General features: G+C 59.4%; 15 protein-coding genes. 7 read left to right on the forward strand and 8 right to left on the reverse strand.

Going from position 1 to position 13,737, the window contains the following annotated elements:
• Positions 1-1,044, forward strand: a 1,044-nt coding sequence (locus tag YY7_RS55645) for a reverse transcriptase domain-containing protein (protein ID WP_035692897.1), incomplete at its 5' end; no start/stop codon positions are given.
• A gap of 125 nt (positions 1,045-1,169) precedes the next feature.
• Positions 1,170-1,838, forward strand: coding sequence for a CBS domain-containing protein (locus YY7_RS0146960; RefSeq protein ID WP_028169068.1), 669 nt, complete (start codon positions 1,170-1,172; stop codon positions 1,836-1,838).
• Positions 1,839-1,898: 60 nt separating this feature from the next.
• On the opposite strand, the gene YY7_RS0146965 is transcribed toward YY7_RS0146960, so the two are convergent.
• A complete protein-coding gene (locus tag YY7_RS0146965; protein WP_155255643.1) occupies positions 1,899-2,048 on the reverse strand; it encodes a hypothetical protein in 150 nt (49 codons plus the stop codon).
• A 456-nt stretch (positions 2,049-2,504) separates the two neighbouring features.
• Here YY7_RS0146965 and YY7_RS0146975 point away from each other — a divergent pair, with 456 nt between their 5' ends.
• The gene (locus tag YY7_RS0146975; RefSeq protein WP_028169070.1) at positions 2,505-2,705 is read left to right on the forward strand and encodes a hypothetical protein; all 201 of its coding nucleotides are present in this window, start codon (positions 2,505-2,507) and stop codon (positions 2,703-2,705) included.
• Positions 2,706-3,533: 828 nt separating this feature from the next.
• Complete coding sequence (locus tag YY7_RS0146985; RefSeq protein WP_028169071.1) at positions 3,534-4,349, forward strand: hypothetical protein; 816 nt, start codon at positions 3,534-3,536, stop codon at positions 4,347-4,349.
• Positions 4,350-4,376: 27 nt separating this feature from the next.
• Here YY7_RS0146985 and YY7_RS0146990 read toward each other — a convergent pair whose 3' ends face one another.
• From YY7_RS0146990 to YY7_RS0147010, 5 genes are all read right to left on the reverse strand, one after another.
• Positions 4,377-4,799 (reverse strand): Rap1a/Tai family immunity protein, encoded by a 423-nt coding sequence (locus YY7_RS0146990; protein ID WP_028169072.1) that lies wholly within the window; start codon positions 4,797-4,799, stop codon positions 4,377-4,379.
• 376 nt (positions 4,800-5,175) lie between these two features.
• Positions 5,176-5,874 (reverse strand): hypothetical protein, encoded by a 699-nt coding sequence (locus tag YY7_RS0146995; protein ID WP_433994576.1) that lies wholly within the window; start codon positions 5,872-5,874, stop codon positions 5,176-5,178.
• A 91-nt stretch (positions 5,875-5,965) separates the two neighbouring features.
• Entirely contained in the window at positions 5,966-6,157 is a 192-nt protein-coding gene (locus YY7_RS0147000) for a hypothetical protein (protein ID WP_027577737.1), read from the reverse strand.
• 194 nt (positions 6,158-6,351) lie between these two features.
• Positions 6,352-6,948, reverse strand: a complete 597-nt coding sequence (locus tag YY7_RS0147005) for a protein-S-isoprenylcysteine O-methyltransferase (RefSeq protein WP_028169074.1) — start codon at positions 6,946-6,948, stop codon at positions 6,352-6,354.
• 5 nt (positions 6,949-6,953) lie between these two features.
• Positions 6,954-8,186, reverse strand: coding sequence for a hypothetical protein (locus YY7_RS0147010; RefSeq protein WP_028169075.1), 1,233 nt, complete (start codon positions 8,184-8,186; stop codon positions 6,954-6,956).
• 150 nt (positions 8,187-8,336) lie between these two features.
• On the opposite strand from YY7_RS0147010, the gene YY7_RS0147015 reads away from it, so the two are divergent.
• Entirely contained in the window at positions 8,337-9,119 is a 783-nt protein-coding gene (locus YY7_RS0147015; RefSeq protein WP_245287683.1) for an SGNH/GDSL hydrolase family protein, read from the forward strand.
• Between the two features lie 557 nt (positions 9,120-9,676).
• Here YY7_RS0147015 and YY7_RS57305 read toward each other — a convergent pair.
• A complete protein-coding gene (locus YY7_RS57305; RefSeq protein ID WP_080664169.1) occupies positions 9,677-10,714 on the reverse strand; it encodes a helix-turn-helix transcriptional regulator in 1,038 nt (345 codons plus the stop codon).
• 346 nt (positions 10,715-11,060) lie between these two features.
• On the opposite strand from YY7_RS57305, the gene YY7_RS0147025 reads away from it, so the two are divergent.
• Positions 11,061-12,059, forward strand: coding sequence for an aldo/keto reductase (locus tag YY7_RS0147025; RefSeq protein WP_080664170.1), 999 nt, complete (start codon positions 11,061-11,063; stop codon positions 12,057-12,059).
• 159 nt (positions 12,060-12,218) lie between these two features.
• On the opposite strand, the gene YY7_RS0147030 is transcribed toward YY7_RS0147025, so the two are convergent.
• Positions 12,219-12,413: a hypothetical protein gene (locus YY7_RS0147030; RefSeq protein ID WP_028169078.1), complete on the reverse strand. Its 195-nt coding sequence runs from the start codon at positions 12,411-12,413 to the stop codon at positions 12,219-12,221.
• 854 nt (positions 12,414-13,267) lie between these two features.
• Here YY7_RS0147030 and YY7_RS64665 point away from each other — a divergent pair.
• Positions 13,268-13,393, forward strand: coding sequence for a hypothetical protein (locus YY7_RS64665; protein WP_283807056.1), 126 nt, complete (start codon positions 13,268-13,270; stop codon positions 13,391-13,393).
• Positions 13,394-13,737 lie beyond the last annotated feature (344 nt).

The raw sequence follows: 13,737 nt of genomic DNA on the forward strand, positions 1-13,737 counted from the left end.
CTGAACGCCATCTACGAGGAAGACTTCCTCGGGTTCAGCTACGGGTTCCGACCCAAGCGAGGTCAGCACAATGCGCTGGATGCGCTGGTCGTCGGGATCACGAGCAGGCGAGTGAACTTCATTTTTGACGCAGATGTGGCCTCCTTTTTTGACTCAGTCAGCAAAGACTGGCTGATGCGATTTGTGGGGCACCGCATCGGCGATCTGCGCATTACCCGCCTGATCCAGAAGTGGTTGAAGGCTGGTGTCCTAGAGAACGGGGTTGTCACGGTCAGTGAAAAGGGGACAGGGCAGGGATCGGTCATCTCACCGCTGCTCGCCAACGTCTACCTGCATTACGTGTTCGACCTCTGGGCCGCGCGCTGGCGACGGCACGAGGCCACGGGCGACATGATCCTCATGCGGTATGCTGATGACATTGTCGTCGGCTTCGAGCACGAGGCGGACGCCCGGCGCTTCTGGGACGATATGCGCAAGCGGTTCGAGGAGTTCTCGCTGTCGCTCAATCCGGACAAGACCCGCTTGATCGAGTTCGGCCGCTTTGCGGCGGAACGACGCGCTCATCGCGGACTCGGAAAACCGGAGACCTTCAACTTTCTTGGCTTTACCTTCATCTGTGAACGCAACCGCCGTGGCCAGTTCCTTGTCAAAAGAACAACACGGCGCGATCGCATGCGGGCAACGCTCAAGAGGGTCAAGGAGGAATTGCGACGGCGCATGCACGACGCTATCCCCGAGCAAGGGGCTTGGCTCAGGCAAGTGGTCAGAGGCTTCTTCGCCTATCATGCGGTGCCGACCAACGGTCCTGCACTGAAAGCATTCTACTACTATGTGACGCGCATCTGGCTGCGCACGCTGCGGCGGCGCGGCCAGAAGGACCGCTTCTCATGGCAACGAATGCAAAGGCTAGCCGCCGACTGGCTCCCGCAACCGCGTATCCTTCACCCGTATCCGGACAAGCGCTTTGCCGTCATGCACCCAAGGCAGGAGCCGTGTGCGGGAATTCCGCCTGCACGGATTTGGGCGGGGGGCGGTCAGCAATGACCGTCCCTACCGCGCTTCATTCTGAGTTCTTTCGCATCTTGAAACCCGACCGGACATGCTTCCTGCGGGGCTGCAATAGGTCGGCGCGCGTGGTAGATTTTTTGCCCCGAACAAGGGAGCCGGACATGCAGGCGCGGGACGTGATGGTTCGTGGGGTTATCTCGGTTGGCCCCGATATCCCCGTTCAAATCGCGGCCAATGCGATGGTCAGTAACTGCGTCAGCGCGCTCCCGGTCATCGATATCCGCGCGAAGCTGGTCGGCATCGTTTCGGAAGGCGATCTGATCCGGCGCGTCGAGATCGGCACCGAACAGCGCCGTTCCGGAGGGAGCGAAACACTCATGTCCAGCGACGCGCTGGCGAAGGAGTTCGTCAAGTCGCACGCCAAACGGGTCAGCGATGTGATGACGCGTGAGGTGATCACGGCGCAGCCGGAAACACCGTTACGGGAAATCGCGAACTTGATGGAGAAGCACAGCATCAAGCGGGTGCCGATCGTTCAGGACGAACTCGTGGTCGGTATCGTCAGCCGTGCGAACCTGTTGCAAGTCTTGGCACGCGCCAACGACGATACGGATTGGGTTGAAAGCGACCGCGTGCTACATCAACGCTTCGTCGACAGCATCAAGGATCAGCCGTGGGCGGGCAGACCCTTCAACATCATTGTCAGTGACCGCTGCGCCGATCTCTGGGGATTTGTCTACAGCGTGGATGAGAAGACCGCCGTTCGCGTTGCGGCCGAGGCAACGCCAGGAATAGAATCGGTGTCGGATCATTTGGGCATCGCGCCCTGAGGCGGATGCTGGCCCGACTCGTGACGAGTGCGCGCCCGTCTCTGGTAACGACGAAGCCGCTCAGGTCGGATCGCGCTGAAAATAGACCCGGCTTTCGACCGGCATGAAGGTGACCACAGAGCCGTGCTGCGCCGCGAACGTCTCGATGTTTCTTCTGCCGTCCCGGTCCGTTTCTCCGAACGCGTATTGTGCGTCCTTGTTCGAGAACAAGATGCTCGCCTCGGCAGACGTGATCCAGCCCCGCTTGCCCGGTGAGAATTTCGACAAGGAGCGAGCAAGCGCGCCCTCGCTTGTTCCGTCGAGCCTCGTGGCATCGGGCGGAGCGGGAACGGCCCCAAATATCAGTCGGATAAAGCTTCTTATTCCCATCTCGGCTCTGCTTCTCCAACATCCAGGGCGCGCTGCTGCACGGGTGCGCTTTTTACGGGAGATGGCTGGCTCAGAAACAGGACGCCTACGCAGAATGGTGATGCAAGCCTATTGGTTCCCGTTTGATTTATCTCAAGCAACAAATGACGGCGCGCCGTCGCGCGGCGCGGCCCGCCGGTGCGTTAAATTCGCTCCACCCCTATATTCACTGTGAACTGCGCGTGCCGCTGTACGGCCTCCGCTGCGCCCTCGACGATTTCCGCCGGTTGGGCAAGGCGAAAGACAAGAGCGAGGATCATGAAATCCCTGTTCAAATGGCTGTTCTTCGCGTGTGGCTGGATCGGCTTGCTTGTGAACCTGGTGTTCGTCGCCGTGTCCTTCACGCGCGACGTGCCGATCGAGACCTCGGCGACCGAGGCCGCGCTTGAACTACTCTGGGTCGGCGGCGTCACGTTCTTCGGACTCGGCGCTCTGATCCTTAACGGCGAGCACGAATAGGGCGCACCGGCACGAGATGCCTGACAAACGACAAGCGCGCCGGGGAAAGCTTGATTGCGGCCCGGTCATAGTCGCGGGTCCAGTGGCAGGGATGTCACTGGCCGTACCGTAGTATGACCTGGCGCTTCAGCGCCAGGTTGCCGGTTCGCAGGGAGGATTGTTCCAGGCACCTCCGGCAAACTGGCCAACGTCTGGAGCCCGGATGCAATGAACGACGCGGGAGGGGGCGATGACTGCGCCGTTTCTGTCATACCACGCCGCCCTGCCGCCTGAGCGCCAGGTTGCCAGTTCGCAGGGAGGATTATTCCAGGCACCTCCGGCAAACTGGCCAACGTCTGGAGCCCGGATGCAGTGAACGATGCGGGAAGAAGCGACGGCTGCGCCGTTTCTGTCGTACCATGCCGCCATCGCCGGACTGGCGAACATGGCCACAGCGATCAGTGCTGCCGAAAAGAGCTTACTCATTGCGTCCTCCTTTGATTTGGCTCGGGCCTCGGACGAATAAGTGTCTGGAAAATTTAGAGCACCGACCTGGCCCGAGCGATGCTGCACCAACAACCTGAGTGAACCTAAACGTTAGCGCTGCTCCCCAGCGGCGGACTATGCATTTTCGGCAGTTGGACGGATCGGCGTCCCATTTTTCTGGCCCAAAGCTGTTCGCCGGCCGTAAACATAGTTCCGCCTCGTCGGCAGTGTTAAAACGCAGGGACAGTTTGGGGGTGAACTTTCTGCGAAAAGCATCTGTCTCTTGTTGAATGTTAGCTCGCCGCAGCGCAGTGCGCGGATCGCTCTCAGGCGGGTGACGTTGCGTTTGATACGGAGCACCAAATGGATTCCACGCTGGACGGCAAACTCGCGGAAGGGCAGGTCGCGAACCTGCAGGAGCAGATTTCGAACCTGTTGGCGCGCGAAGCGGGAGTCAATCGTTCGGACCCGCCGACCAGCATTGGGCCTTCGCCCTCGCCGACCAGCATGAAGCCGCCTCGCGCCCCCCTGGCAAGGATTCATCGAGCGGCGGATTGGCGCCATGTGGTTTTCGTCGGTTCTCTGTTGGCAGCATCCATTGGTGTCGCTACCTGGTGGCGGTCGTCCTCCGTTCATACGGAGACGATGGCCTCCTCAGACCCAGCACCTCTGACACAGACCGCACCGAAAGACGCTGCACCGACCAATGTCGCGCCGACTCCGGTCGTCCCGTCGTCCGACTTGGCGCAGCAGCTCCAACCGATGGCGCGCGATCTCGCTGCCTTGAGGCAAGCGGTCGAACAGCTCGAGGCGGCGCAAGGGCAATTGGTCCGCGACAACGAAAATGTCGCGAGCCAACTCAAGGCGATCCAGGCAGAAATGGCACGCAACAACAATATCATCGATCAGATCAAGGCGGCCCAGATACAGATGGCGCGCGAAAGCGCGACGGTCACCGAGCGGCTCAACGCAAGCCAGGAACAATTGGCCCGCGTCATCGCCAACACTTCAGAGCCAAAGATCAGCCCCGAAGAGCCAAGGGTGACGCCGGAAATACCAGTGCCGCGTCCACGGCCATCGACCAATGTCGCCCAGACGCACAAGCCGGCGCCCACCCCTGCGCGGCCGCAAGCCAAAAATCCGCAACCGTCATCGGTATGGCCATGGTCAGTGCGCTAGGACGTCAGCGAGCCAAAAGGGCGCTTTCTATTGTTTTGGTTTTTTCGGCGCGCGCTTTTTTGATCCAGCCTTGGGAGACGAATCGGCGTCGTCCCCCTGGCAAGGCCAAGTATCTCTGAATGCTTCGATAGCGACGGTGATCCCCGGTTCCTTCGCTCGATCCGGATTGTTATCAAGATATCGCAGAAGGACCTTGGCGCCCTGCAATATGCTGCCTTGCGCGGGCGGACATGCACGTATGTCAGCCGGCAGATTCGGTGAAAACAGCACTGCAGTCTCGATCATTCCCTCACATGCGCCGGCGGACCGAGCGTCGTCCTGATTGCGAAACGAGTTCTGAACAAGCAGCTCGCAAGATCTCTGCGCGTCGGTTCCTTTATCGACAACCGTGGCGCTTGCCCCTCCGATGACCGAAAGGACCAGGCCGGCAACAATGATATAGACCCGCATTAACGTCCCCGAACCGGCGCAATAGCTTACGCGCACTTGATTTGCCGCAGTGGAGCCGCCGCCCGCGCCGTTCGAGGCGGCTCGAACGGCTTAGCTCAAAACAAGGGTCTGATCCATCGCCTCCAAATGCGGGCGACGCTAACTAGAGTGTGATGATTTTTCTTCGAATCATCATCCCGCTCTGTCTTTTGCTTGAGCATGATCTCCGCGCAAACGCTTCGCGTTTGTCGCGAGGTGTACCGATGGGCGCGTTCAATCAAACGAGGCGCACACGAGTGTCTCGTTTCCTCCAAGGAAACCACTCGCTTGAACTCGTTGAAGAGCGCGCAGCTATCCAAACGGTCAGGAAAGCTGGATGAACTCAATACGGAGGAGTTTAGCTCCGATCGGATTCAAGCTGCACCGTTTTCCGTCCACCGTTCAGCTCTCTGAGCTCGTTTACGTATTCCTCAGGCTTTAACAGATGAAACGGAGCCTTCAGGCCCATAAAGGTCGCTATGCGGCCGATAAAGAAGGTGCAGTTCGTCGTTGCCGCATTCCATAGCGGCGAGGTCTCCTGGAGATGCTTGATGTAAGCAAAGACCTTCTTGGCGTCAGCCTCGTTCAAATAGACACGATAGCTCGCCGTCAAATATTGCTCGTCAAGATCGCCATAGCTCGCCCCTGTTTCAGAGGGAACAAATACGAGGTGTCCCAACATGTAGGGCAGCGTGTCGCCAGCCGGAGCCAAACCCGCGACCTCGACCTCCTTTTCGCTCGTCTTTCCGTACCAGACGAAGGCATGACCGTAGGATGCTGCCGTGCGGGCACGAAAATCGACGTAGTAGGGGCCTCTGGCCGTAGCTCTTTGGATCGGCTTAGCGTCTGACCTGGCAGGCGGGGCACTGGGCGTAACCGCAGCCATGCTCTCAGCATGCTTGGCTGCCGGTTTAGGGGAAGCGTCCCGTTGCTGCTGGTCGGAGCGCGCCGCGAGCTGTTGTGCGCTCCCGCTCCCGGCCCCCAAGCTCACGGAGGCCGCGAGCACCGCGACCCCAGCAAGACGTTGAAGACCTGGATATTTCCGAGTCATTCCCAGCATCTTCGAATCCTCGCGAATCAAAGATCGGATGCCACAGCTAGTCGATTTACCTCAAACGTGCGCCGTCGGCGCACGACCAGGTACTAGATCAACCTTTGGTCACGACCGGGGCTGCAACCGGATACTTGCCTACCGGGCTCTTGCCGACGGGATATTTGCCCAAGGGATATTTGCCGACCGGCGCAGCTACCGGCTGAGGCTGAGGCCGCGGGAGGTCAGCAGCGGCTGCTGTTCCCACGAAAGCTAGAGAGGCGACACCGAGGATCACGAACTTCAACATCTTAGTCTCCCACTGAATCAGGATACCGTGAAATTCACCCGTCAACAGATAGCCCGACGCTCGCCATGGCAGCAACAATTAGACTGGGCAATTAGCGGTCGCAGCAGCCGTTTGTTGTCAGATGTTGCGGAAATGGCACGGAATTTGAGGCGTCTGGAACCCGGTCGCTTGTGGTTCCCCAGATCCGATACCTGTCAGGACCTGCTTCTGAGTACTGGCGGGAACACCCGACCCGTCCGCGCCATATACGCGCGATAGCTGTCGCCAAAGGTCTCCAACATCATTCGTTCTTCTCGGGCGACGCGGCCAAAGTACAAGATCCCGAAGCCGGCCAGGCCCGCAAAGCCGGCAATCCAATTAGGCAGCAGCAGTGCCTGGGCGAAAGCCCACAGCCAAAATGCCGAATACATCGGGTGTCGAACTCTCCGATAAATCCCTTCCGTCACCAGTTCATGCTTCTCCCGCACATCGAGACTGATCGACCAGTTCCGTCCCAGCGCACGATGCGTCAGGTGAAACATACCCAAAGCCGCAATCGCAAAGAAAAGCCCGAGCCAGGCGAACAAGGGATGAAAGCTGTAGGCAGCGAAACGAGGTATCGCTGTCGCTACGTAGAGGAGCGGCACAAGTCCAAGTCCTGTAAGAGATATGAGCAGCAGCGCAGTTTCCGCCGGGCCGCGGGCGCTCCATACAATCTTTTCGCGGCGAGAGCGCCGCGCGTACTTATAACGTATGAGGTACCAGCCGATCGCCAAGGCGACGAAAATGGCTTTAGAGATGGTGGGCGTCATTTGAATCAGGCTGCCGCGCCCGGACTTCCCAGCAGTTCGCTTTCCGGCAGCGGCGCGCTCGCAATAAGTCCTCCGTCGCTAGCGATCATGGACAGGGCGCCATCCGGGGCGAGCGTCTGGGATTTAGCTGAAACAGGCCCGCATGTCAGCATAAAGTAATCGTACGATGTTCGCCTGTCATTTCCACTGACGAACTGGTTGTGCAAACGGAAGAAATGGAAGCGGATGCGTCGATACATGTCGTGGTTAAGCATTCGACTGAGTTTCACGATCCTGACGGTCGTTTCGTTTTCCGTCGACAAGCCCATTTCGGTCATCGGCCGGCTTTTGTAGAAGTTCAGGGGATCGATGAGGGCCTGATAGTCGCCCCAGAAGATCGCGCGCGACTTGGCGACGCGTTCCATGGCCGCGCGAAAGCGTATTGCCTTCGGGTGCAGGCCGACCTTGAGTATGGAGGATCCAACGCTCAAGAACGTGATCGGCGTTTTGTTCCCACCGAGCGCCGGCTCCAGCTTCAAAGCGCGATCAAGCAGACCAACGGCAAGCACGGCGCCAAGGCTGTGCCCCAAGACCAAAATTTCGTCTGCGGCAACGTTGCTCGCCGCAGCCACGAGCTCGCCGGCCAACCTGTCCAGTCTTTGCTCGATTTCTAGATTGCCGTATCGAATGTACTCGCGAGAAAAAATCCAATCATCGAACAGGTCGCCCAGGTGCAGCCAGCGCCACGGACCCGCCAAGGCGGCAGCGAACCCGAAAAGACCGCCACCAGCAGCAATGGCAATCGATCCGGTGATTTTGAATGCAAACGCGCCAATCAAGAAGGCGGCCGCGACGAGCAGTCCGAACATGACGAATGGATAGAGAAAGAAACCTGCGTATCGCCAGTTGGTCACCGAGTAACGCCAAAGAGTGCCGGAAAAAACGAAATCCAGAAACGTGAGAATGCCGATGGAAATGCGTGAGCCAATGCTTCGACGCCCGTAGGCCTCGATGACGTCGTCCCACCGGACCAGACGGTAATCGGTTTCGACCAGCCAATCGGGGCCGGTTGTCGTCACATTCCATCCAATCTGATCGGCGGTATCGCGCAAACCGTCGACGGTCGCTTTCACTGACCAGGTACGTTGGAACCTGGCAATTTCGCGCACAAAGCGTCGTTGCGCGCTGAGATGCGACGTGATTGGATCATAGCCGCCAATATGAAATACCAGCCGCTTCGCTACAGGCTTTCCGATCATCGTCTCGCCTGCGATTATCCGCGGTTTCCACTATCCGCGGATTCATCGTGTTGCTCGCCGTCCACGCGTCAATTGTAATTGCGCCGCATAGCGAAGCGTCTGATACCAAGGGTTGTCAAGAGAGAATCGACCAATTATTGGGGGAAGATGTTGACCTGTTTTGCCCTCCGTACCGGAACCGCTCGAACAATAGCGTCGATCGTCGCGGCCTTGCTTATCGGATTGTCCGGCAGTGCGCCCTCTCAGGCACAGGACAAGTTATCATCTGCGGAGAGATGCCTTTCGGCAAATTTCAACGTCTCGCTGGGTGCACAATTGCCCCGCACGGCGGCGCGTTTGAAATCCGGTGAGCCGCTGAAGATTGTGGCGATTGGATCATCGTCAACAGTGGGACTCTGGGTGCTTAGGTCCGCCGCCACATATCCGGAGGTGATGCGTCGAGAGCTCTCGAGACTTAGATCCAACGCCACGATCGAGGTTATCAACAGCGGTCGAGTCGGCGATACGATTCCAAACAACATCGCACGCTTCCAGCGGGACGTTTTCGCGTACACGCCCGATCTCGTTATCTGGCAGTTAGGTACTAATGACGTCGCCTGGGGTGGCCGCCCGGGCGAAGGGCTCAAGAGAAGCGTTCTTGAAGGGGTTAGGGCACTTAAGGCAGGGTCCTCGGACGTCGTGTTGATGGACATGCAATATGCGCCACAGGTGCTCGCTTCCGCCAGCTACTCAACGATGGAGGGCATCATCGTCGATGTCGCAAAACAGGAAAAGGTCGGGCTATTCTCTCGTTTTGCGCTGATGCGAAACTCGATCACCGCCGGGGTTGCGCAGAGCGAACTCGTGACGTTTGACGGATTGCACAACACCGCCGACGGTTACGACTGCATTGGACGAGCCCTTGCCCGAGCCATCTCGACGAGCGCGCGTTGACAGGCCTGGCTCGGCCGAATCGAACGCTGTGCCTCCGCATGAGCTGGGCACTAGCGGGGACCGCGGCGCCAGATGCCCGAGAACGCCAAAAAGACCAAATTCTCCTCGACGATCACCGCGACGGCCGCTCACAGTGGATGACAGCAATTCGCGCTGACGCTGTCAGGAGGTGCGCCCATGCACCATTATCTCGGCGAACTTATTGACGTATTACTAGTGCTAGTCGCTGCGTGGATGGTGCTGGCCGTCCCCTTTGTTATCTACGCATATTTCGCACGTCTTAAGTACCCGGTGAGCGAATCGGTCTTTGGACGTGTGGTCGTCATTTCCTTCTTCATCATAACCACGTCGATTTGGCTCCCTATTATTGTGGGCGCGCTAGCCCTATCGCTGGTCGGTCATTTGTGGTCTCGCTTCAAGACAAGGCCACGTGTTGACAGCGCCAGCCGACACCGATCCTGCAGCACAGATGGTGCTGATCGGCTGGGGTCATGACGCCCCGTTTAAAATGCACCGTCATCGCAATTGGAATCGGCCAGAAGGCGGTGCCGACAGGCTTACACGTCAAGTCCGCGTTCTCGGCGGCCTCGCCGGCGCGCTGTGAAGGGGTGCAGGATCACTTCTGCTCCCGCATGGGTCGAAGCTGCCCGCACTCCTGATGGCGTCTCGCCGAAGTGCCGGCGGAACATGCGATTGAAATGAGAAACATCACCAAAGCCGACTGCAAACGCGATATCGATGATGGCCAAATGCAGATGGTGCGGGTCAGTCAACATCGCGAAGGCACGCTCAAGGCGGCATCCCGCAAGATGCTCGGTGAACGACTTTCCGGTCCCCTCGAGCAATTTTTGCACGTATCGCCGCGACATGCCGAGCGCCCCGGCGACTTTGTCCAGGTCGAAATTGGGATCGCTGAAGCGTTGCGCGATCTCAGCCAGGATCGCCTGCAGCCTGGCTGCCTTCACACCACGCTCCGTCACGATGTTTGCAGCTTCGGCGGTCGGCCCGAGCGTCGCGGCCACGAGATCGAGCAGATGTATGCCGATGGTGGAGGCGAGCTCGGATGACGGAGATTCTTTGAGGTATGCGAGCGAGCGCAGATAGCGGTCGAGGAGTCTAAGCGCAGGTCCGGGAGGCACCGGCCGACCCGATAGATCTTCCGGCTGCGCAACCAGAGACCTAAGAGCGGCAGCCTGCACGACCACGAATCTGACTCTGGCGCCACGCGGCCCAAATACGCGCAGCGGCCTTCCCCGGTCAATCAAGCAAGCGGAGCCGCCATCATAGACATGCTCCTGGCCTGCATTTGCGAATTGGACCGGTCCGGTCTCGACGATGTTCAGTCCGAATTGGTCACGGCTATCCTTGAGGTGGTGTTTGTGACGGACAAACTCCACCGGCGTTGCGGCCACGCCACAAAGGCCGACCGCGCCGAGCGGCAAGTAGGTGACGTCGATACGCGGGCGCCCGCCGCTGTGATCTATCACGTCCAAGGCGAGGTTCTGCCGCGCAAACTCCTCACGGAACGTGGAGAGCCGCGCGCGCTCCGGCAGCATCTCGGTCGACCATCGCAAAAGGTGAGATGAGGTTGGCATCTCGGCCTCTCGTTTCGGGGCCCCCTCAAGAAATCATATCGGACCGCGCTCGCTGCATGTGTGAAATGGATTACAAAGGGGAGGTAGGCTGCGCGACATGACCGAGCGCGACGCGCTGCTCGCTGCACGGGATGAGTTGGCGCGCGCCCCGCGCAGATTGCGGCGGCCAACGAGACCGCAGCTTTCTTCACTTGCGAGAACAACCAGCCTTTAATGGCGCTACGTGCTGGCCGCAGTCAGAGAGCCTGCAATCGAAAAGTGAGGGCCAATCACCACGCGGCAAATGTTGCGGTAGAGTAGCCGGCGTTCGACATTGCATAATCTTCAACCGGCCGGAGGAACAGCGATGCAATTGCGGGTCTTTGGGCGCACGGGAATGCAGATCTCGGTGCTGGGTTTCGGCTGCGGCGCGGTGGGCGGATTCATGGTGCGCGGCGATCCGGTCGACCAGGAGCGCACCGTCGCGCGGGCGATCGCCGCCGGCGTCAACTACTTCGACACAGCCGTGCAGTACGGCGATGGTGAATCGGAAAAGAACCTTGGCCGCGTCCTGCAAAGGCTGAAACCGGCCAATGTGGCCGTCGGCACCAAGGTCCGGTTGCCGCCCGGCGCGTTTGGCCGGATTGCCGACGCCGTCAGGATATCGCTCGAAGGCAGCCTGGCGCGACTGCGTCTTGACCGGGTCGACGTCTTTCATCTGCACAATGCGATTACCGGGAACGGAGGCGGATCGGCGCTGAGCGTCCGGCAGGTGCTCGACGACGTGGTGCCGGCGTTCGAGCGGCTGCGTCAGCAGGGGAAGATCCGTTTCCTCGGGATGACGGCCGTCGGCGACACGGCGGCGCTGCAGCAAGTGATCGATGCTGGCGTCTTCGACAGCGCTCAAATCGTCTACAACATGCTCAATCCATCTGCCGCCGACGATTTGCCGCCGAGCTATCCGGCGCAGGATTACGGACGATTGTTCGATCACACCAAGGCCGCCGGCGTTGGCGTCGTGGGCATCCGCGTACTGGCCGGCGGTGCGCTGTCGGGCTCAGCCGAGCGTCATCCGATTGCGGGTCCCGCGCCCGAGCCGATCGGTTCGGCGATCAGCTACGATGCCGATATCGATCGCGCACGCCGTCTCATCGCGCTGGTCACGGAGGGGTTCGCGGCGAGCCTGACCGAAGCCGCCACGCGATTTGCAATATCCCACCCCGCGATGGGCACGATCCTGGTCGGCATGGCGACGCCGCAGCAGTTCGAGGACGCGCTCGCCGCGGTCGAAAAAGGCCCGCTGCCGCAAGCTGCGCTCGACAGACTGACAGCACTGCAGCAGGCATTTTCCGGCGAACCACGATGATCGTTGCCGGGCCACACTCCTTGCCTACCGTCCGAAGTCCGATTATCAGGGCAGTGGGTCGAGGCAAGTGCGCCCGGCGCCACCGCTATTTAATTACAGGACCGACAGGGTTTCCCGTCATTTTCAAGGTCCAATCGAATTTCTTGAGCGAGTGCGATGTCAATCGCCGTGCAGCATATCGTCGACGTCTCCGAGCGGCTGAACACCCGTGAGGGACTCGAGGACATCCTGTTCTTGAACGCTGACAATGGACCAGAGATTGCGGCAGCGGCCGCTTAACGACTGATAGCCAGGGTTCAATTCGACGCTATGGAAGAATGCGATCTTCTCATTGCGCTGCTCCGCATAAGCCATGACTTGGCAACTCGTCACGGGCAGGTCGTTCGTCTCAGGGCAGAACTGGACCGATTGTCTCGGCCAGAAGCGATTTCCCGCCGTCCGAGAGCGGACGAACGCGACCTCGCGACCGCGACCGATTTCCTCGCAACATTTCGCCAGAGCGTAGATGCGGCAACGAAGCGGCGCATCAAGTGATATCGGCGAGCTCCGGCGCAAAATCGGAGACTTACGCCTGGGCGTCGCCCGACCGTTGGGCGGGGGGCGAGCGTTCAGTCACTGATCGATTAGAGGCTATGTTGCTTTGCAGCATCGCGACTGCATTGCTTATTTAATATTGCTATTATTATCACGAATTGTTAATATTTAATCAAATCGCGGGGGCGAGGAGATTAAATATCATGTTTTGGATGTCTTGGACGAAATTCACACGCCTTTTGTCTCTCAAAGGCGCTCTTGGCGGACTAGCTGTGTTAGGGATCGCGACCGCCGGTTATGTTCTCAACGGAGATGGTAGCCCTGCCGGTTGGACCGATGGTGGCGTCCATGGCGCTCCTGGTAGCGTCCATGGCGCTCCTGGACCTGTCGCTGGCGCTGGGCTTCCTCTTGCTCTTATTGCAGTCGGGTATGGCGTCTATCGTCTCGTAAGGCGTCGTCACAAATCGCACTGACAACTCCCTCACCTGAGGGCAAATGGCCGAGCACATGGCGTGACCATCCCACGCCGTTTGAGAGAAGCCGATGCTGTGCCTTTCGCGACAGGCGTGGCCCTTCAGTCTCCGGGATTCTAAGTGGACCGCCCGTGCGCGCCTTGAAGGCCTCGGAATTCACGTTAGATATGGCGCGGGGGGTCCTGAAAGGGAGCCCACTCAATGACGCCACGTTTTGTTTTCTTCGCCTTTTCCATAGCATTCGCTTTGGCAGCGATTTTTGCGGCGATTACGACTGCCAAGCAGATCCATAGCTATCAGGCCACCATAGCGGGACGGGCAATCTGAGCCGCATGGCGTAGGGTGGGCCAAGGCGCTCTTCGCGCCGTGCCCACCATCCACGTTCGGTGCAAGAGAAGGTGGGCACGCTGCGCTTTGCCCACCCTTCTGTAACGGGCCTTGCTCAGTCAATCCCTTTTGCGTCATCCACTCGCCGGGGTCTCGCTTCTGTACGGGGTCGGTGCAAGACCGCCACCTGATGGGGTTGGAGAGGATCGGTCGGCCAATCTACAGGAGCGTGGTTACGAGCCACCTGGTGGGCAACGGCCTGACCTGATCCATCGTCCCGGCGAAGGGACTTCGCTTCGAGAAGGCCTGGTGTGGTGACCCGCCCGAAAACCTGGTGTGCGCCT

This window comes from Bradyrhizobium elkanii WSM2783 (assembly GCF_000472865.1).
Classification (GTDB): Bacteria; Pseudomonadota; Alphaproteobacteria; order Rhizobiales; family Xanthobacteraceae; genus Bradyrhizobium; species Bradyrhizobium elkanii_A.

Excerpts from the sequence above, each read along its gene's own strand:
- YY7_RS0147030 (WP_028169078.1), bottom strand. The coding sequence starts at position 12,413 with ATGGCTTATGCGGAGCAGCGCAATGAGAAGATCGCATTCTTCCATAGC.
- YY7_RS0146975 (WP_028169070.1), top strand. The coding sequence starts at position 2,505 with ATGAAATCCCTGTTCAAATGGCTGTTCTTCGCGTGTGGCTGGATCGGC.
- YY7_RS0147025 (WP_080664170.1), top strand. The coding sequence starts at position 11,061 with ATGCAATTGCGGGTCTTTGGGCGCACGGGAATGCAGATCTCGGTGCTG.
- YY7_RS0147000 (WP_027577737.1), bottom strand. The coding sequence starts at position 6,157 with ATGTTGAAGTTCGTGATCCTCGGTGTCGCCTCTCTAGCTTTCGTGGGA.
- YY7_RS64665 (WP_283807056.1), top strand. The coding sequence starts at position 13,268 with ATGACGCCACGTTTTGTTTTCTTCGCCTTTTCCATAGCATTCGCTTTG.
- YY7_RS0147005 (WP_028169074.1), bottom strand. The coding sequence starts at position 6,948 with ATGACGCCCACCATCTCTAAAGCCATTTTCGTCGCCTTGGCGATCGGC.
- YY7_RS0146990 (WP_028169072.1), bottom strand. The coding sequence starts at position 4,799 with ATGCGGGTCTATATCATTGTTGCCGGCCTGGTCCTTTCGGTCATCGGA.
- YY7_RS0146960 (WP_028169068.1), top strand. The coding sequence starts at position 1,170 with ATGCAGGCGCGGGACGTGATGGTTCGTGGGGTTATCTCGGTTGGCCCC.
- YY7_RS0147010 (WP_028169075.1), bottom strand. The coding sequence starts at position 8,186 with ATGATCGGAAAGCCTGTAGCGAAGCGGCTGGTATTTCATATTGGCGGC.
- YY7_RS57305 (WP_080664169.1), bottom strand. The coding sequence starts at position 10,714 with ATGCCAACCTCATCTCACCTTTTGCGATGGTCGACCGAGATGCTGCCG.
- YY7_RS0146985 (WP_028169071.1), top strand. The coding sequence starts at position 3,534 with ATGGATTCCACGCTGGACGGCAAACTCGCGGAAGGGCAGGTCGCGAAC.